The following is an 18,077-nucleotide window of genomic DNA, read 5'->3' as shown; positions in this document are numbered from 1 at the left end:
AATCGACCTACAACTGTTCTGATTTGGAAAAGGTCAAGATTCCCACTTTCTTGAAAGCGATGTTCCCTATTTAACGAGCGGCTCCGCAGAGGCTTCGAGTTCTGGCTGGCCCGTCTCTTTCAGGCAATGACTGATCCAGCGGGTGGTCAGTTTCTCCTGCACGCTGTTCTGGCGCAAACGCGACGCCAGTCCGCCGAAATCGACCTGGTCGAGTGGTTGATCCTGATTGAAGCACGAAAAAACATACGTAACCTCTCCGGTCTTCGGGTCCTTATGCGGTTGCAGGCATTGAGCACAGATCTCTTTCATCATGCACTGCATCGGCGAATTGATGGAGCCGATGGCGAAATGGTCCGTTTTCAGGTAGGGTTTCAGCTTAGCATGGCGAGCAGCGCCCACAGCAGCCATCATCCTGTCGGAACCGATGGCAATGATACGGTCGGCATCCGCCAGCCGGATTTTCTGCGGCCCCAGCGCACCGCTTCCATAAGCGGCCATTGCCTCGACGATATTCCCCACAAAACTATAATCGCCCGGCCTGGAAGGCGTGAAGCCAGGTGCTTCGTCGCAACACCAGATCACCACGTCTGCCGCGGCCTCGATCTCAGCTACCTTATAGCGGTCGATCAGCTTCTTGTACCCTGCAAAATACAGGATTTTCGATCCCGCGGCCCGTGCCGCAGCGCCGATGGAGAACAGCACAGCGTTCCCGAGTCCCCCTCCCACCAATGCCACGGTCTCATCCGGCAGAATTTCTGTAGGCGTGCCGGTCGGGCCCATCAGAACGACAGGATCTCCCGGATTAAGTCTTGCACATAAATCCGCGGACCCGCCCATCTCCAGTGCAATGAGCGAAACCAGCCCACGGGAAACATCCACCGAAGCGCCGGTAAGCGCAATGCCTTCCATCGCAAGTTTGGTATCGCCTGCGGTTGTGGCAAGCGTTGCAAAATTCTGGAAGCGATAGAATTGCCCCGGATGAAAGCGTTCCACTGCCATCGGCGCATGCACGACAACCTCCACGATATTGGGTGTGAGGCGTTCGACTTTGTGCACGGTTGCGCGCAGCCTGCCATTGATCTCTGCAAAAAACAGCCAGGCGGGTTTCGTGGAAGCGGGTGCCAGGCGTTCAAGCACGTGGCTGACCACGGGATAACCCTGCTTGGCGCTGGACATCGCTTTCACCACATTCCCCGAATAGGACGGATGCAGGTCGCCGAAGAAGCTGATGAAACGCCCATCCTCGTTACGGCTCAGCAGTACGGTGGGGTGCTCAGGCTTGGGATTCCCGCGTGCTGGACTTGCCGGATCGCCGTTTTCATCGCAGGCGGCAAAATAGCGTCCATGCAGCTTGAAATGTTTATCGTCCTCCCGCGCAAGCACCGTATTGGGCTGTGTTCCCGCCGCGACCAGAACAGCGCGGGCAGGCAATACGGCTTGCCCGGTTTTCTGCCAGGAGCCGGTTTCGTCGAGCGCCTGTACCGCAAAATGCACAGCCTTCGCATGCTCCCATCTATCGGTATCCACACGGACGGGAGTGAGCCCTTCGGCAAACCATATACCCTCCTCCATGGCTTTTTCGACTTCTTCATGGTTGAGCGTGTAGGAAGGACTGTCGATGAGGCGTTTTCGATAGGCGATCGTCGCGCCTCCCCAGGATTGCAGCAACTCCAGTATTCGCGGGGCGCGTCCTTCCCGTTCCGCTTCCTTGCGCTCTGCCCGAATGGCGCGGGCATGACTGAGAAACTCCTCGGCAATTTCTCGTTCTTCCTCATCCCAGGCTCCACGGATCGCTGCTTCGCCCTGCACGGCAACAAGAATTTCATAGCGGCGGAGGAATTTGTCCACTTGCACGGGATAGTATGCCAGTGCTTCGGTCGCGGTATCGATGGCCGTCAACCCTCCGCCGATGACCACCACCGGCAGGCGCAACTGCATGTTGGCAACCGAGTTGCTCTGAGCCGCCCCGGTCAATTGCAATGCCATCAGGAAATCGGACGCAGCGCGCACCCCGCGCGCCAGACCATTGGGCAAATCGAGCACGGTGGGACGTCCTGCTCCTGCGGCGAGCGCTACATGATCGAATCCCATGGCGAACGCATCGTCCGCGGTGAGTGTTCCGCCAAAGCGGACACCGCCAAAAAGCGCAAACTCTTCCCGCCGCTCCAGCAGCAGGCGGATCAGCTTGAGAAAGTTCTTGTCCCAGCGGACGGTGATGCCGTATTCCGCAACACCGCCGAAACCGCCGGGCAAGCGCTCATCCAGATTCTCTGCCAGCTCATCCGTATTGCGGATGGCCCTGAACGGAACGTGCTCCCCCTGCTTGTTCACGCCGGAGAGTTCCGGTTCCAGGGGCTCGATCTTGAGACCATCGATTCCAACCACAGTATGACCGTCATTCATCAAATGATGCGCCAGGGTATATCCCGCCGGCCCCATGCCCACGACCAGCACCTTGCGGCCCGTCGGTGCCTTCGGCACAGGTCGGCGCAGATTGAGCGGATTCCAGCGAGTCAGGAGGCTGTATATCTCGAATCCCCAGGGCAGTTCCAGGACATCCTTGAGGGTGCGCGTCTCGGCCTGCGGGATATCCACCGGTTCCTGCTTCTGATAAATGCAGGATTTCATGCAGTCATTGCAGATACGATGACCCGTGCCGGCACACATGGGGTTGTCGATGACAATCATCGCGAGGCCGCCTATCGCCACGCCCTGCGTCTTGAGTTTGTGAAATTCCGAAATGCGCTCTTCGAGAGGACATCCTGTCAGCAGCACGCCAAGCTGGCTTTTCTTGAAGGTAACAGGCTCATCGGGTGTTTTCTGTTTTTCTTTCATCCCCTTGGAACAGGAATCCTTCCCCTGTTCATGGCACCAGATGCAGTAATTCGCCTCATCCAGGGCTCCCACCAGGTCGGTTCCCCGGTCGGTGAGGGAAAATCCTTCCCGGCGGCGTATATGATGAAGCTTGTGAATCGTATAACCTGCCGACGTATCCGTTTCCGTTGACAGCAGATGCAGGAAATCGAGCTTGGCCGGGGCCTTGAACAATACGCCAGTTGCATTGCGCTCCCGCCCGGCAGGAGTCTTCAACGCCCAGGCGGCATACAGCAAGGCATCCTTGAGGCGATCTTCATTCGCGCTCTCATCCAGCAGCCACTCCGTCACTTTTGTTGCAAAAACCAGTTCTGAGAAAGGAGTGCCGAATTCAGCCGCCAGTTTTGCTTCCAGTGCAACGCCATCCACTGCGGCAGCATCCGCCTCACTGACCTTGTTCATGGCGCGCCGCTGCACGAACAGCCTCTTGCAGGAATAAAGGGGTGCGAGCTGATGATGACGTGCAGCAAGCGCTCCGGCTTCTTTCTCTATGCCGAATAGCTTGGCAATGAAATCCTCCATCCAGGGCCCGACTTCAATCAGCAGTGCAGCTTCTTCCTTGCGATCGAGATGATCGGGTTGGATTCGCGCATGCTCCAGACGAACACGTAATCCCGGCTCTCCTTCATCGAGAAAACCAAGGAATGCCTGATCCAGTCTCACCAGCCCTTCCCGACGATACAGGTCGGCAAAAGCCATGCCAAACCCCAGCGCCGGAGATGGAACGTCAGATACCTGTGCCGGGTGAAGCGCCGATTGTAAACTTGTCATGATAAAGTCATTCAAAAGTTATAAGTGAAATCAAAAAGGGGGAAAAATCATCAGCTATCAAAACTGATTACGTACGAAAAGTTTTATATCCCTTTTTTGTGCTTTTTCCCGCTTTAAAAATACAAAAGCGGCAAGGTCCTGTTCCCCTTATCCGCCCTTATCTCCCCATACGCCTTGTTGAGCTTTCCGGACTGCGTGTTGCTGCCAGTCCTGCAGCATTAACACCCCGGCTACTACCTGGCAGCCTCGGGCTTACCGTCAGCCCTGGCCTTTTGAAGGACAAATCATCCCCGCGGCCACGGTATTGTTCGTAACCTCATCAATCACGATGAAGCTGCCGGTCGCATGGTTACGCTGGTATGCATCCCATACGAGAGGTTGATGGACCTTGAGCGATACCCGCGCAATGTCATTCATTTTGAGAATATCGGCGGCTTCATGTTTCAGGGTATTGATATCCAGCCGATACTCTATGCGGGATATGACGGCTTTTACCAACCGTGTAGAGTGCTTGATCAGGTATTTGCGTCGGGGATCGAGGCTCTGCTCAGACAACCAGCACAGCATCGCATCAAATTCTTTTGTAACCTGGGGAAGCTGGGAAATTTTTACCAGCATGTCCCCCCTTGATATGTCCAGATGATCTTCAATCGTCAGCGTTACCGACTGGGGCGCAACCGCACCCTCGACATTTCCTTCATAGGTAACAATCTCCTTGATGCGCGAAGTCAGGGCGGAAGGCAGAACCTGCACCTCGTCACCCACATTGATGGAACCGGATTCGATACGGCCCATGTAGCCCCGGAAGTCATGCCATTCCTCCGTTTGCGGGCGGCACACCAATTGCACGGGAAAGCGAAAATCTTCAAGGTTGATGTCATGGTCAACCGGAACCTTTTCCAGTAAATCCATCAACGTCATGCCTTCGTACCAGCCGAGGTTGTTGCCGCGCTCGACCACCATATCGCCGTTCAGCGCAGACATCGGAATATAGGCGATGTTTTTCAGATTGAGTCCGGCAACGAAACGGTGAAACTCCTGGCAGATTCGTTCAAATACGTCCTGGGAGTAATTCACCAGATCCATCTTGTTGACCGCCACCACCAGATGAGGAATACCGACGAGGCTGGCGAGGTAGGCATGACGACGGGATTGCGTGAGCACGCCCTTGCGCGCATCGATCAGAATAATGGCAAGATTGGCGGTGGAAGCGCCGGTCACCATGTTGCGGGTATATTGCTCATGGCCCGGCGTGTCAGCAATGATGAACTTGCGCTTGGGCGTGGCGAAGTAACGATAGGCCACATCGATGGTAATGCCTTGTTCGCGCTCTGCCTGGAGGCCATCGGTGAGCAGCGACAGATCGACAGCTTCCATCCCGCGCTTGCGCGAAGTATGGGTGATCGCGCTCAACTGGTCTTCAAAAATCGATTTCGAGTCATGCAGCAAGCGGCCGATCAACGTGCTTTTGCCGTCATCCACACTACCTGCGGTAATGAAACGCAACAACTCCGAATGATCGAAAGAAATATTTTCAATAGCTGACATTTAACACTCGTCTTGAAATTCTGCTTTCCCGTTACTTTATAAACTGAAACAAGGATGAAACAAGATCGGAGATTACCCGCTTTCCGAAGCTGTCATCTTACTAAACTACCACCTACTAGAAGTAGGTGGGTTAGCGCAGCTTGGGTGCAGACGACTAAAGTCGCCTATCCGCACCAAGCTAGCGCGCATGAGTCAACACATTTAAAGTCAAAGTCACCGTCTAAAGACGGTGGTTTTTACCAAATTTATAGAAATAAAGGAAAACCGGAGTCGCTCGGGAGATGGGAAGGCCTCTCAGAAATATCCTTCTCTCTTGCGCAACTCCATGGAAGCCTCCGATGTCTGGTCGTCCATGCGCGTTGCACCCCGCTCAGTAATTCGCGTAACCGCCGTCTCTGCAATGATTTCCCCAATACCGACCGCTGCCGACTCCACGGGACAGGTGCAGCTCATGTCCCCCACCGTCCGGAAGCGCACCATGAGATTTTCAACCTTTTCCCCTTCCTTCGGCTGAACCAGGTGGGATATCGGCAAAAGTCCACTGCCACGCCGAATGACATCACGCCTGTGGGCGAAATAGATATGCGGCACCTCCAGCCCCTCGCGTGAAATGTATTCCCACACATCGAGTTCCGTCCAGTTGCTGATGGGAAATACGCGGATATTTTCTCCCGGATGAACCCTTGCGTTGTAAAGATCCCATAATTCCGGGCGCTGATTCTTCGGATCCCATTGGCCGAATTCATCCCGGAAGGAGAATATGCGTTCCTTTGCCCGAGCTTTCTCCTCGTCGCGCCGGGCACCGCCAATACAGGCATCGAAACCATGTTCGGCGATGGCATCCAGCAGCGTCACGGATTGAAAGGGATTACGGCTTTGATTTTCCGAGCGCAGCACCACCCTTCCCTGCTTGATCGAGTCTTCCATGCTGGCAACAATTAAGCGCTCACCGAGCTGTTTGACACGGCGGTCACGAAACTCGATCACTTCCGGAAAATTATGGCCGGTATCGACATGCATCAAAGGAAACGGGAAACGTCCTGGACGGAAAGCCTTTTCCGCCAGACGCAGAAGAACAATCGAGTCCTTGCCACCGGAAAAGAGTAGAGCTGGATTGGCACACTCGGCCGCGACCTCGCGCATGATATGGATTGCTTCGCTTTCCAGTGCTTCAAGGTGGCCAAGTTGTCGCGCGACACGCCGCTTGATAACCACCGGTTCATTCTTCATCACAAGACCTGCAACCGGTCCTGCAACAGGTGCAAATTCATCCATTTGATTCAAAATAACGTCCATCAAACAATCCCCATTCAGTTCAGGGCGCTTCATCCGATTCCCTTGTCTCTGCTATCCCTGCTGCGCCTGCTGACGCCTTTTATTCCCGCTCTCCGGAACCTGCATTCAGTCTGAAACAGCCAGATCCTTTACTGCCGCGCCTTAACCGGCAGAGGTGGCGCTGACGGCATTATGGGTGCCGCGTTTTTTGCCGGGGTGCAGGCCACATTCCTTGATTTCCGGATCCTCCCACCACCAGCGGCCGGCGCGAACATCCTCACCAGGGGTAATAGCGCGCGTGCAAGGAGCGCACCCGATACTCGTGTAACCTTTGTCGTGCAGAGCATTGTATGGCACATCGAATTGCTTGAGATACGCCCACACATCAGCCTGGCTCCAGTTCAGCAGAGGGCTGAATTTTTGCAGGCCGTTCTCGGCATCGAACTCCGATTCGGCCAGATCCTTCCGGCTGGGCGCCTGGTCCCGGCGCAAGCCGGTAATCCATGCCTGCTTACCCCTCAAGGCCCGTCTCAATGGCTCCACCTTGCGAATGTGACAGCACTTCTTGCGCAAGTCCACGCTGTCGTAAAACGCATTGGGACCATTCTGCACCACGTACGCTTCCACTGCGGCAGTATCCGGAAAATAGACTGGAATCCGGATGCCGTACCGCTCGGTAACCTGCTGCATGAGGTCATAGGTTTCCTGCGGAAGCCGCCCGGTATCCAATGTGAACATTTCGATATCCGGATAATGCCGCACAATGAGATCGGTCAGCACCATATCCTCAGCGCCGAAACTGTTGGCGAAGGTGGCAGGCGAATGATCTTTCCGCACCTCCTCCAGCAATGTTCGCGCCTCTGCAATTTTTTGATCCAGGCTCATGCCCCCAACCACTTATTCGCAGTCAATCATTCATCGAGTTAATCAGACAGTCGCCGAGGAAGGCGACCGTCCCAACGCGGACCTGACAGGAAGCGGCCTCGGCAACGCACCCTCCAGATCGAGCCCGCGGTCGAAATCCAGGCAGAACTGCGCGACCTCCATCGTCCACGTATCCAATTCGGCAAACCATTCGGTCAGGCGAGCGTCATTCAACTCTTCCGCCGGACTCGCGAAATCTTCTGCGAATTTGGCCAACGACCGGGACAACCGCGGTTTGGTGGGCAGCAAACGTCGGAATTCCTCCGCTAAACCCGGCAGGTCGTCGCGCTTCTCACCGCCAATCAGTTCCAGCGTGCCTTGTGCGAGCAAGCGCGCAATCTCTTCGGCGCACCCAACAGAATCGGCAAATTTCAGCTGAAACTTGAGCGCATCCCGATAATTGCGCTCATGTGCCGCTTCGAAAAAGCTCGTACCAGTCCTTGTTTGCACTATGCCGGCACACTCACCCCCGCCCAATTGCAACACCTTGAAATCAGCCTTCTGGCCATGATCGCGTAGAACAGATTCCACTTGTTCGGGCTTGACCTCCACCAGATCCGCCAGCAGATCATTGAAATAGGCTTTATCCTTCCGATGCGCCCAGGAAAAGAATGGCTCATCCGCCTCACGTGTGGCTGAAAAAGCCGATTGCACACGTTTCACCGCCTCCTCGATACGCGCTGTCGGTATCGATGGACCTTTGAACGCCAGCGCGCCGCGCGCCATCCCATTACCACCGAAATACATCTGGTAATGAGGCACGAGTTTGCCGTGCATACGCTTGCCTTCACCGTAGATGCCGATATCTCCCGCTTCCGGCTGCGCGCAGCCGTTATGACATCCTGATACCCGTATCTTCAGGTCGTGCTCGCCCCCACTCAGCTTGGGCCCCAGGATTGTGCTGGAAGTAATCCCCAAACGGCACGTGGATGTTCCTGGACAGGCCACTACATCATCGCCCGCCTTCGGCACTCCCAGTCCCAATGCAGCAAGGGCAGCGCGCAGGGGCTCGATCTTAGCTTCGGGTACGTCGGACAGGAACATGTTCTGATCCTGGCTGGTGCGGATATCGGGCAACTCGAAGGTGTCGCAGATATCGGCAAGGCTGCGCAATTGGCTTGCGGTCAGGTTGCCCATCGGCACGCTGATGGGGAATACATAGTAGCCTGCCTGTTTCTGCGGAAAAATGCGGCGGGGAGCGCCAATGCCCGGCGCTTCCCCATCCTTGCCGGGGCTCCATTCGCCTTTCGGGTAATCAATGTTTGCCAGTGCCGACTTGGTACGCACCAGCTCTTCGCGATATTTTTCGACAAACCCTTCAGGACCGAATTTGTCCACCAGAAACTTGATTCGTGATTTCGCGCGTTTGGCACGATCCGAATAGCGGTTATGCAGTTGAATCACCGCTTCCATAACCGGCAGCAGGTCCCTCTCCTCGATGAATTCCTCTACAACGATTGCTTCATGCGGCTTGTGTCCGAGACCACCGCCCGCGACCACCTTGAAGCCGAAGCGGTCCCCATTGCGTACCGCGATGACGCCGAGATCATGCATCATCCCCTGCGCACAATCGGCCTCGCACGCTGACAGGCTGATCTTGAATTTGCGCGGCATCTGCTGCGTCAGGGGATTGCGCAGCATATGCCGAACCGTTCCCTCCAGGTGACGGGTGACGTCGGTATGCTGGCGAGGACACACCCCCGAAAGCGGACAAGTCGTTATATTCCGTATCGTATTGCCGCAGGCTTCGCGGGTGGTCAAGCCACCCTCCGCCAGGTGGCGCAAGGTTGCCGGCGTCTGTTCCAGGGGCACGTAATGCATCTGGATATCCTGGCGCGTGGTGATATGGACCACGTCATGCCGGGAGAATTTCTCCAGGGCGGAGGCGATCGTTCTCAGTTTCGGTGCAGATACCCTCCCTCCGGGCAGCTTGATACGCACCATGTTGACCCCTTCCTGCCGCTGGCCGTAAATCCCCATCTGCAGGCGACCGGCAGTAAAGCGCGTAACATCCATTTTCAGATCGCGATACTCCTGTACCGACTGATCGTATAAAGCTATTTCCCCGTCATTTGCGAGGTTATCCAGATAACCCATTTACATCCTCCACTATTCCACTATGTATGCCATACCCCACCACCTCTCCTCACTTCACCCACGCATGCGAGGAGCAGGAAACCGCGCATGATGCATCGAAAACGTGATAATAGCAATGAACATATATATCGCAAAAGAATATTATGTTAGATTAACATAACCAAACATTATTTAGATCACGACTCATGAAATTGCAGCAATTGCGTTATCTATGCGAAGTCGCCAACCAGGGGTTGAACTTATCCAAGGCGGCAGAAATTCTCCATACCTCCCAGCCTGGCATCAGCAAGCAGATCCGCCTGCTGGAAAACGAACTGGGGGTGGATATTTTTGTACGGAACGGCAAGCGGGTGGTTGAAACCACGCCGCCCGGCCGGGCGATTCTCGAAATTGCCGAAAGAATGTTAAGAGACGCAAAAAACCTGAAGCAGGTGGGGCAGGAATTTGCCAATGAAGCCAGCGGGTCTCTGACTATCGCTACGACCCATACACAGGCGCGGTATGCGCTGCCTTCCGCAATCCAGCATTTTACCGCACGCTACCCCAAGGTGCGACTGGTTTTACGCCAAGGCAATCCGACACAGATCGCTGAACTGGTCACCTCCGGCGTGGCTGATATAGCGATTGCCACAGAAGCGATCGAACTATTCAGCGAACTCGTCATGCTGCCCTGTTACCAGTGGAACCGCTGCGTAATCGTTCCAGCCAGGCATCCGCTGCTCAAACTCAAGGAATTGACACTGGAAGCGATCGCCGAACACCCGATCATCACTTATGATTTTGCATTTACCGGCCGCTCGAAGATCAACCAGGCATTCGATGCAAAAGGCTTGGTCCCCAATGTCGTGCTCACGGCGATTGATGCGGATGTAATTAAAACCTATGTGGAACTGGGGCTGGGAATCGGGATACTGGCGCAGATGGCGTTTGAGCCTTCACGCGACAGGCATTTGAGAGCCATCGACGCCAGCCACCTGTTCGAACCCAGCACGACACGCATTGGTATCAGCCGCAACAGTTATCTGCGCAAATACGTGTATGATTTCATCGAAATGTTTGCCCCACATCTTGATCGGGCAACAGTTGCGGCAGCCATGACGGAGCGGCCATGAATGCGATCCAACCCCTGCCCGATCTTCTCATCAGCCAGATTGCAGCGGGAGAAGTCGTTGAACGCCCCGCTTCGGCACTCAAGGAACTACTGGAAAACAGCCTTGATGCGGGGGCAACCGAAGTAACGGTGCAGCTTTGCCAGGGCGGCGTCAAACTTGTGCGGGTGGCAGACAATGGAGCGGGAATTCCCGGAGAAGATCTGCCCCTTGCACTTGCCCGCCACGCCACCAGCAAGATAAGGACTCTGGAGGATTTGCAGAATGTGCCAAGTCTGGGTTTTCGCGGTGAAGCGCTTGCAAGCATAGCTTCCGTTTCCAGACTGGCTCTGGTAAGCCGCAGTGCGGGAGATAAGCATGCCTGGCGGATAGAGGCGGAAGCAGGACGACTCACCCTGCCTGAGCCTGCTGCGTTCGCCCAGGGAACAGCCGTGGAAATGCGCGATCTCTACTTCAACACTCCTGCCCGGCGGAAATTTCTGAAAACAGAAGCTACCGAATTTGCGCATTGCCAGAGCGTGTTCAAGCGTATTGCTCTGTCACGACCTGGCGTCGGTTTCACCTTGCAACATAACAGTGTAGTACGCAGCCATTTGCGGACAGCGGATGCAAGGTTGCGCATTGCGACAGTATTAGGAGATGAATTCAGTCAGGCCTCGGTATTCGTCGATGATCAGGCAGCAGATCTACGGTTATGGGGCATGGCCGCACTTCCTGCCTACAGCCGATCTTCCGGTGATGCGCAATATTTCTTCGTCAATGGGCGTTTCGTGCGTGACAAACTCGTTGCTCACGCCCTGCGCGAAGCCTATCGCGACATCCTCCATCTGGATCGGCATCCGGCATTTGTACTATTCCTGGAAATAAATGGTGGCGGTGTGGATGTTAACGTGCATCCAGGCAAAACAGAGGTGAGATTCCGTGATCCGCGTGCGCTCCATCAATTCATCTTCCACACGGTTGACAAGGCTCTGGCCATGCCGCACCTGACGAGTGGAGCAGCAGTAACTGTAGCCGGAAAACTTCCTGAATTCACCCGGAAGGCAGCCGGAGAAGTGTCGGGTGCGCCTCCCGCTTATTCCCGGCAGGATGCGATTCCTTTTGCCTCGACGCCGCCTCAGATAAAAGCGGCTCAACCGCGGGCGTTCTACCAAGTGCTTTTCGGTTCCGGTCCCGATGCCAGCGCTCGTCAAATGGGATATCAGACTGGGTTCAAGGGGCAACTTGCCTCCATGGAGCCGGAAGGGGCTATTCGGGAACCGGAAATTCCGCCATTGGGGTTCGCGCTGGCGCAACTTCTCGGCGTCTACATCCTGTCGCAGAATGAAAGAGGCCTGCTTATCGTGGATATGCACGCCGCGCACGAACGCATCCTGTACGAGAAACTCAAGTCGGCGCTCGACAACCACACGCTCTCCATGCAGCCCTTGCTGATTCCGGCCACCTTCCGGGCAGATAGCCAGGATATTGCTACGGCGGAAGAAAACAGTGCTGTTCTGCATGAAATCGGTTTCGAGATCTCCCCGTTCTCACCGACGATGCTCGCGGTACGAGCCGTACCTGCCGCGCTCAAGGATGCCGACGTGGTCACGCTCGCGCATGACGTGTTGAACGAAATCCGGGAATTTGGAGGGAGCCAGGTACTCACCGGCAGGCGAAACGAACTCCTCGCCACGATGGCCTGCCACGGAGCGGTTCGGGCCAACCGCAGCTTGAGCATTCCGGAAATGAATGCGCTGCTGCGGGAAATGGAAATAACCGAACGTTCCGGCCAGTGTAATCACGGCAGGCCGACATGGTTTGAGATCAGCCTTGCTGACCTGGATAAGATGTTCATGCGTGGCAGGTAAGAGAATGGCTTGCACGATCATCCCCGGGAAGGTCCGAAATGATGGCACCGTTACTCCGCTGCACCTGCCTCTGTTTGTCGTTGCAGTCATTGTTACCCTTACCCAGACGCTCACACCCGATTGCTTACACCCGATGATCCCATGACGAAAATCCGGCTTTTGGGCGACATCTCGCCAGACCACTTCCTGCGGGATCATTGGCAGAAAAAACCTTTGCTGATACGCGAAGCCTTGCCGGATTTCAGAGGGCTGCTGGATGCGACTGAGCTTATCGACCTGGCCTGTCAGGAAGATGCGCAGTCGCGTCTGGTTACCCGCAGAAACGGCCGGTGGGAGGTGAGGCATGGTCCCTTCGCGCCCCGCACTTTCGCACGCTTGCCGAAGAAAGGCTGGACTCTGCTGGTGCAGGACGTCAATCACTTCTTTCCGGCGGCGCGTGAACTGCTGCTGAAATTCAACTTCATTCCGCATTCCCGGCTCGACGATCTGATGGTCAGCTATGCTCCCGAAGACGGAGGCGTGGGACCGCACTTTGACTCCTACGACGTTTTTCTGCTGCAAGGGACAGGCCGCCGACGCTGGCGGATATCGGGCCAGAAGGACAGAACGCTGGTGGCCGCCGCGCCGCTCAAGATTCTGCAGGATTTCAGGCCTGAGCAGGAATGGGTACTGGAACCGGGCGATATGCTGTATCTGCCGCCCGGCTACGCGCACGACGGCGTGGCGGTGGAATCCTGCATGACCTACTCCATCGGCTTTCGCGCGCCAACCTATCAGGAGCTCGCGACACAGTTTCTCGTTCATCTCCAGGATAGCTGCGAAATGGCGGGCATGTACGAGGATCCGGATCTCAGGATTCAAACCCATCCCGGACGAATCAGTTCCGCGATGCTGGACCAGGTCATCGCGGCGCTCGACAAAATCGAGTGGGACAATGTGGAAGTGGAACGTTTTATCGGTATGTATTTAACCGAGCCCAAACCTCACGTTTTTTTTACGCCTCCCCCGGAGCCGATATCCGAACGGGAATTCGTGCGTCGGATAAGAAAGGGGAAACTGCAACTGGATCTGAAAAGCCGCATGCTCTTCAGGGAAAACAGGATTTTCCTGAACGGAGACGTATATGAAGTTGGAAAAACTGCACAACGGATATTAGGAGAACTGGCCGATCGCCTTGCCTTATCTCCTGTGAGGGATATCGATGCCGAAGCACAGGCGCTGCTTTATCAATGGTATCTCGATGGTTACGTTTATGTTGAAGATATCGAAGCAGATTGATCAAATCCAGGAATCGATAATAGAGAAATGACCTGAAATTATCAAACCAACTGGCAGGTGAGTAGATCCATGAATTCCGGACTCCGTTACCTTATCTGTTTAGCGGTCGGGTTATTGAGCCTGCTTTTACCGGGCTGTCGATCCAGTCATGAGCCGCCAAAATCGAGCCAGACCTCCACGAATGATGAAGTAATACTTGGCGGTGATTCCCCGAAACGCGAGTACATCAAGGACAAAATCGTCGAACCGATCCGACGCCCGCTGATGGAGCCCGTCACAGGTAAAATAGTTTACGACGAGAGCAATACCGCACGTATTTCCTCCCCTGTTTCCGGCAGGGTGACAGGCGCAATCCGCCTACGGAGATGCAGTAGCCGATCTCAAATTGGCGAAACTCAGCTACGAGCGCACAAAGGGGCTGTTTGACAACGACATCGCCCCGCGCAAGGAGTGGGAGCTGATGGAGGACAAATTGATCCACGCACGCAGCGAGGCTCAACGGGCGCGCCTCGAACTGGCCAATCTGGGCGCGGATAATCTGCGCCTCGATAACCGCTTCGTTTTACATTCGCTGATTTCAGGGATAGTTACCGAGCGTAATCAACGCCGGCATGGAAGTAAGACCCGATCTGCCCACGCCCCTATTCGTCATTTCCAACCTGGATCAATTGTGGGTCCAGATGGATATTTTTGAAAAGGATATCGGATTGATCCATGTCGGCACTACGGTACTGCTGGAGGTGCCGGCCTATCCGGGAGAGGAATTTAAAGCGACAGTCGGCTATATCAGCAAGGTGGTGGATGAAACCACGCGAACTGTAAAAGTGCGATGCATTGTACCCAATGTGGAAAGAAGACTTTTGCCCGCGATGTTTGCCCGCCTCACGGTACTGAGCAATATTGACGATTTATCGATCGTCGTTCCGCTGGACGCCCTGTTTGTCCAGGATGAATCCGATTGGGTATATGTGAACGCGGGTGACTATCACTATCAGTTGCGCCCGGTCAAAGTAGGCCTCTGCCTCAAGGATCGCGCAGTCATCCTTTCCGGCCTGAAGCCGGGTGAGCGGCTCGTGGTGAACCGCGCCTTGATGCTGCGCGCCGAGCAAAAGACACGTGATCATCGGTGGATTACTTACTGCGACACTGCTGACCTTGACCATGCTTCCCGCCCTTTATCGCACGATCGAGGAATGGCCTAACCGGAAGCCTTTTCATGAGAGAAATTCATGCCTATATCCAGCCATTCATGCTGCCAAGAGTTACCCAGACATTACTTAAGATACCTGGCTTCCCTGCAGGAATGTATCCGACTGTGAGGGAGTCGACGGAAGCGCGCGGAGATGGTTTTACCCCTTATACCTCAAAAAAATGCATTGAAATATTTGCCCCCGACGAATTGGTAAAAATTATATTTGATACCCTGATACAAGCAGCAAATACTCATCACTCGGATGCAGGAAAGGTCTATCTTATCGAAGTCAGCAAAAACGGGAAAATAAACGACGGGGCAAGCGGGAACTCGAGCTAATGCAAGAGCGGAGTCAAATGACTTTCACGTCATCCGCATCATTTATGCGACCACGATGCGGCTACCTCTGGGCAGGGGGCATTTCTCCCAGGACAAAGAAATGCAATCTGCGGCCTCTCTGAGTTCTATTCCAGTTAAAAATGGATATCTCAGCCAATCCCTCAGTGAGAACCAAAACCATTACAGGGAATGACGTAAGCACAACGACTAGACAATATTTCCTAATTCTGCTATTAAAGTAATGGCAATTCTGCTATTACGATAGGTGCTGCTAGATGGTGGTCCGCTCAGATTTGAATGGCCGAAACGCTCTTGTAATTTACCCGTGATTTGTTATAAACCTTATAAGGAGATTAAAAAAATGAAGTACTCGCTCCTCGCTGCCGCGTTGGTAACACTGACATTTTCCGCATGTGATCAAATGAAGGAGCACAAGGCGGGAGAAGGAAAACCCGGCCAATATCCACCCAGCCTCTGGGAGAAACGTGAAGGGCAACTTAGCGATGCGGATATTGAAGCGGCCCAGAAAGAAGGTGCCGGGACGGAGACAAAGAAAGATGAACCACCGAAAGACGAGGCAAAGTAACAATACGCCTAACCAAGCATTAAAAAAGGCCGTCCCCCGGGACGGCCTTTTTTAATGACCTAGATCCAGGTTCCATTGTATTTCCGTTCTAGGGAGAAAAGGACCAGAATAAGGGGATTTGAATCCTCAAACGCTTCTGTTAAACTATCATTTTTGTACTCTATAGGATGATTGAATAATGAAATACTCACTCCTTGCCATTGTCTTGGCGGCAGTTATGCTGTCCGCTTGTGAATACAAAAAACATCCTATGGATAAACCGCCTCCCTCGGCAATGGCCGAACGCGACTCAGCGCCCGATTTTAGCGAACTTGATAAAGAAGAACCTGCTGGCAATGCACCAGCACCTGCCGGTGGTAATACCAAGCAGGAAGCCCCGGCACAATAACCAATAACAGCAGATAAAAAGTGATTTTCGTCAATCGAGAAAGTGCAATCCGTGAACTCGATAACTCGATGCTTCAAGACGCAGGAAATTTCGATTGAATGGAAATTTTTTACTATATAATATGATTCCCGTCATATCTATTTCATTTTATTAAGGACGCTCGACAATGAAACTTTCGCTTCTCGCCGCCGCTTTGATGGCAGCACTTGCTCTTTCCGCATGCAAGAGACCGGAACAGGCTTTGCCTGCCAATTCGACAACCTACGGTACCCGCACTGAAGAAGGTACAACTCTGGATCAAGAGCGTGGCGACAAGACTTCAGCAGCTCCCGCCGGTGAGTCAACCGCTTCAGCCGCTGGCACAAGTCCCGATGATGAATACTCCGGCCAAGCTGTTCTCCCTGGGCATCAACTCGACGGGAATGGCAACCCCCTTCCAGAGGGAAAAAGCGCAATACCGGAAGGACACTAAGCCCTGGTCCCAGGCAAAAAAAAGCCATCCTTTCGGATGGTTTTTTTTTGCTCCAAATACTCGAGATCCAGGGATGACAGGAGCAGGCGAACGGCACTTGCCTGATGACCTGCTACCTCCCGCACCGCTCATCAGCGATCCTATCCTCCTTATTCTCCTTGTCTCTTGAAGGACAAAGGCATTCCGATGTAGAATGTTGATTTCATAATCAACTATCAAGAGGGAATAAATGATAAGACTCTCGCTCCTGGCTGCCACAGTAGTGCTGACAATGGCTGCTTGTGGCAAGCCGAACCAGGCGCTTCCCGAGCAGGAAAAGGAAAACTATTCGAAAATTATGTCGCAGGAATCCTCAGCCTCGAATCAGTCCGCTGCCGCACCTGAAGCAGGCGCTGCCGCAGGTTCCAACACTTCCTCAGACGAAGCTCCCAAATAAAGTAAAACGCTTTATAGCGTAATAAACGAAGCCGTCCCAGGACGGCTTTTTGCTTTGCTGCCCCTGATTTTTGCTGTTCCTGTCAGAACAACTGGCGCCATCCAAAGCCCTCGCTCTGGGTGGCCACGCCAATCCAGGCTGCTTCACAGTTTAAAGCATCGCTCAGCATTCTCTGCACAAGCAGAGGTGTATTGTTCTTCTGGCTCAGATGGGCTGCTATGACATGCTGCAGGCGATTGCAATTGAGTCTGGCGAGAAGACTTGCCGAAGCAGCATTCTCAAGATGACCGAAACGCCCTCCCACCCTTCGCTTCAGGCTTTCCGGATAGTCGCTGTTTGCCAGCATCCGGGCATCATGGTTGCATTCCAGCACGAGAGCGTCACAGTCACTCAGGACCGCTTCGATATGGGGAGTCGAGCAACCTGTATCAGTCAATACGCCCAGTCGCAGCGAACCGTTTCCAAACACGAATTGCGCAGGCTCCTGTGCATCATGCGGGACCGGGTAAGGCTCTACCTCAATGTCCCCGATGGAAAAACGCTGGTAACCTTCTATGATATTGACTCCTGACAGTTTCCCGAACGCTTTTCCCGCACTGCGCAACGTGCCATGTGTCAACCAGACAGGGATGCCGAACTTGCGTGCAAACCGGGCAACACCGCAAATATGATCGCCATGCTCATGGGTTACGACAACCGCATCTATCGTGTCCGGTTCGAGACCAAGCCGGCCGAGGCGAGTAACGGTTTCCTGGAGCGTAAAACCACAATCCAGCAACAACCGGGTGTTCCCTGCTTCGACTACCAGAGCGTTGCCCTGCGAACCACTTCCCAAGCAGGCAAAGCGCATGCTCATGAACAAGAAAAATTATGAGAGATAACAGAAAGGAACAGGTACATATTTTACCCGTTCCAGATCCTAACAGTAATGCTATCTG

16 protein-coding genes are annotated in these 18,077 nt (G+C 54.2%); 10 read left to right on the top strand and 6 right to left on the bottom strand.

Annotated elements, in window-relative coordinates:
• Nucleotides 1-66: 66 nt before the first annotated feature.
• From C8R21_RS03440 to C8R21_RS03420, 5 genes are all read right to left on the bottom strand, one after another.
• The gene (locus C8R21_RS03440; protein ID WP_107761450.1) at nucleotides 67-3,645 is read right to left on the bottom strand and encodes an FAD-dependent oxidoreductase; all 3,579 of its coding nucleotides are present in this window, start codon (nucleotides 3,643-3,645) and stop codon (nucleotides 67-69) included.
• A 258-nt stretch (nucleotides 3,646-3,903) separates the two neighbouring features.
• Nucleotides 3,904-5,193, bottom strand: coding sequence for a sulfate adenylyltransferase subunit CysN (gene cysN / locus C8R21_RS03435; protein WP_107761449.1), 1,290 nt, complete (start codon nucleotides 5,191-5,193; stop codon nucleotides 3,904-3,906).
• A gap of 294 nt (nucleotides 5,194-5,487) precedes the next feature.
• Nucleotides 5,488-6,423: a sulfate adenylyltransferase subunit CysD gene (gene cysD, locus C8R21_RS03430; RefSeq protein ID WP_107761523.1), complete on the bottom strand. Its 936-nt coding sequence runs from the start codon at nucleotides 6,421-6,423 to the stop codon at nucleotides 5,488-5,490.
• Between the two features lie 207 nt (nucleotides 6,424-6,630).
• Complete coding sequence (locus C8R21_RS03425; protein ID WP_107761448.1) at nucleotides 6,631-7,353, bottom strand: phosphoadenylyl-sulfate reductase; 723 nt, start codon at nucleotides 7,351-7,353, stop codon at nucleotides 6,631-6,633.
• A gap of 42 nt (nucleotides 7,354-7,395) precedes the next feature.
• Complete coding sequence (locus C8R21_RS03420; RefSeq protein ID WP_107761447.1) at nucleotides 7,396-9,489, bottom strand: nitrite/sulfite reductase; 2,094 nt, start codon at nucleotides 9,487-9,489, stop codon at nucleotides 7,396-7,398.
• A gap of 185 nt (nucleotides 9,490-9,674) precedes the next feature.
• On the opposite strand from C8R21_RS03420, the gene cysB reads away from it, so the two are divergent.
• From cysB to C8R21_RS03375, 10 genes are all read left to right on the top strand, one after another.
• Complete coding sequence (cysB, locus tag C8R21_RS03415; RefSeq protein ID WP_107761446.1) at nucleotides 9,675-10,601, top strand: HTH-type transcriptional regulator CysB; 927 nt, start codon at nucleotides 9,675-9,677, stop codon at nucleotides 10,599-10,601.
• Nucleotides 10,598-12,448, top strand: coding sequence for a DNA mismatch repair endonuclease MutL (gene mutL, locus C8R21_RS03410; protein WP_107761445.1), 1,851 nt, complete (start codon nucleotides 10,598-10,600; stop codon nucleotides 12,446-12,448). The genes cysB and mutL overlap by 4 nt, the downstream gene beginning before the upstream one ends.
• Nucleotides 12,449-12,589: 141 nt before the next feature.
• Nucleotides 12,590-13,726, top strand: a complete 1,137-nt coding sequence (locus tag C8R21_RS03405; protein WP_107761444.1) for a cupin domain-containing protein — start codon at nucleotides 12,590-12,592, stop codon at nucleotides 13,724-13,726.
• A gap of 385 nt (nucleotides 13,727-14,111) precedes the next feature.
• Complete coding sequence (locus tag C8R21_RS16345; protein ID WP_258192235.1) at nucleotides 14,112-14,420, top strand: hypothetical protein; 309 nt, start codon at nucleotides 14,112-14,114, stop codon at nucleotides 14,418-14,420.
• Nucleotides 14,338-14,928: an efflux RND transporter periplasmic adaptor subunit gene (locus tag C8R21_RS16340; protein ID WP_258192234.1), complete on the top strand. Its 591-nt coding sequence runs from the start codon at nucleotides 14,338-14,340 to the stop codon at nucleotides 14,926-14,928. The genes C8R21_RS16345 and C8R21_RS16340 overlap by 83 nt, the downstream gene beginning before the upstream one ends.
• A gap of 14 nt (nucleotides 14,929-14,942) precedes the next feature.
• Nucleotides 14,943-15,257 (top strand): P-II family nitrogen regulator, encoded by a 315-nt coding sequence (locus tag C8R21_RS03395; protein ID WP_107761443.1) that lies wholly within the window; start codon nucleotides 14,943-14,945, stop codon nucleotides 15,255-15,257.
• Nucleotides 15,258-15,618: 361 nt separating this feature from the next.
• Nucleotides 15,619-15,843, top strand: a complete 225-nt coding sequence (locus tag C8R21_RS03390; RefSeq protein WP_074708697.1) for a hypothetical protein — start codon at nucleotides 15,619-15,621, stop codon at nucleotides 15,841-15,843.
• 178 nt (nucleotides 15,844-16,021) lie between these two features.
• The gene (locus tag C8R21_RS03385) at nucleotides 16,022-16,231 is read left to right on the top strand and encodes a hypothetical protein (RefSeq protein WP_107761442.1); all 210 of its coding nucleotides are present in this window, start codon (nucleotides 16,022-16,024) and stop codon (nucleotides 16,229-16,231) included.
• 166 nt (nucleotides 16,232-16,397) lie between these two features.
• Nucleotides 16,398-16,703, top strand: a complete 306-nt coding sequence (locus C8R21_RS03380) for a hypothetical protein (protein ID WP_107761441.1) — start codon at nucleotides 16,398-16,400, stop codon at nucleotides 16,701-16,703.
• Nucleotides 16,704-16,932: 229 nt separating this feature from the next.
• Complete coding sequence (locus tag C8R21_RS03375) at nucleotides 16,933-17,139, top strand: hypothetical protein (RefSeq protein ID WP_107761440.1); 207 nt, start codon at nucleotides 16,933-16,935, stop codon at nucleotides 17,137-17,139.
• Between the two features lie 82 nt (nucleotides 17,140-17,221).
• Here C8R21_RS03375 and C8R21_RS03370 read toward each other — a convergent pair whose 3' ends face one another.
• A complete protein-coding gene (locus C8R21_RS03370) occupies nucleotides 17,222-17,989 on the bottom strand; it encodes an MBL fold metallo-hydrolase (RefSeq protein WP_107761522.1) in 768 nt (255 codons plus the stop codon).
• Between the last annotated feature and the right edge of the window lie 88 nt (nucleotides 17,990-18,077).

Source organism: Nitrosospira multiformis (genome assembly GCF_003050865.1).
Classification (GTDB): Bacteria; Pseudomonadota; Gammaproteobacteria; order Burkholderiales; family Nitrosomonadaceae; genus Nitrosospira; species Nitrosospira multiformis_E.
This window is presented reverse-complemented; position numbering and strand designations above follow the sequence as displayed.